The organism is Streptomyces calidiresistens (assembly GCF_014141525.1).
Classification (GTDB): domain Bacteria; phylum Actinomycetota; class Actinomycetes; order Streptomycetales; family Streptomycetaceae; genus Streptomyces; species Streptomyces calidiresistens.
Genome location: NZ_VKHS01001250.1, coordinates 1 through 1,052, shown reverse-complemented (window position 1 = coordinate 1,052; position 1,052 = coordinate 1). Strand labels below are relative to the sequence as shown.

Annotated in this window: 1 protein-coding gene; it reads right to left on the bottom strand. The window is 73.0% G+C overall.

The annotated features are described in order from the left end of the window. Window positions 1-28 precede the first annotated feature (28 nt). Entirely contained in the window at window positions 29-1,015 is a 987-nt protein-coding gene (locus FOE67_RS26695) for a TIGR03557 family F420-dependent LLM class oxidoreductase (protein WP_182667388.1), read from the bottom strand. Between the last annotated feature and the right edge of the window lie 37 nt (window positions 1,016-1,052).

The window sequence follows — 1,052 nt, the reverse complement described above, 5'->3', positions numbered from 1 at the left end:
GTCGGGGGCCCGCCGGGGCCGGGCGGGCTCAGCGCGGCAGGTGCGGCAGCACCTCGTCGCGGTAGAAGTCGAAGAAACCGCGCATGTCGGGGCCGATCTGGCTGACGTAGACGTGGTCGAAGCCGGCGTCGACGGAGGCGGTGATGGCCTTGATGTGGGCCTCGGCGTCGGGGCCGCAGGGCACCGGGCCCTCCTCGACGTGCTGTTCGGTGACCAGTTGGGTGGCCTGCTCGAAGTGACGCGGGTCGGGCAGCAGGGAGGCCATCTCGCCGGGGAGGAAGAGGTTGGGCCAGCGCCGCAGCACCGTGCGCACCGCGTTGTCCCGGTCGGGGTCCCAGCACACCTTCACGCCGGAGGAGGCGGGGCCGGTGCCGCCGCGCTCGCGGTAGCGACTCAGCAGGTCGGCCTCGGGGCCCATCGCGATGTAGCCGTCGCCGATGCGGGCGGCCAGGTCGGTGGCGATCGGCCCGAAGCCGGAGACGTCGATCGGCACGGTGTCGTCGGGGACGGTGTACAGGCGGGCGTTCTGCACCGTGTAGTGGGTGCCCCGGTGGCTGATCTGCTTGCCGGTGAGCAGGTCCCGGATGATGCCGACGGCCTCCTCCAGCATCTCCAGCCGCACCGGCGTGGTGGGCCAGTGGGTACCGAGGATGTGCTCGTTCAGGGCCTCGCCGCTGCCGACGCCGAAGCGGAAGCGCCCCTCCAACTGCACGGCCGCGGTGGCCACGGCCTGGGCGACGACGGCGGGGTGGGTGCGGACGGTCGGGCAGGTGACGGCGGTCTGCACCGGCAGGCGGGTGGCCTCCGACAGCGCGCCGATCACCGACCAGACGAAGGGGCTGTGCCCCTGGGCGTCCACCCACGGGTGGTAGTGGTCGGAGATCCACAGCGCCTCGAAGCCGGCGTCCTCGGCCATGCGGGCCTGCTCGACGAGTTCGCGGGGGCCGTGGTCCTCACTGGCGATGAAGTAGCCGTAGCGGACGCGGGGGGATCCGGAGGGGGACGCGGTGGTCATGGGGGTGTGCTCCCGGGGTGCGTGGGGTGCCGTGGGC

Excerpts from the sequence above, each read along its gene's own strand:
- FOE67_RS26695 (WP_182667388.1), bottom strand. The coding sequence starts at position 1,015 with ATGACCACCGCGTCCCCCTCCGGATCCCCCCGCGTCCGCTACGGCTAC.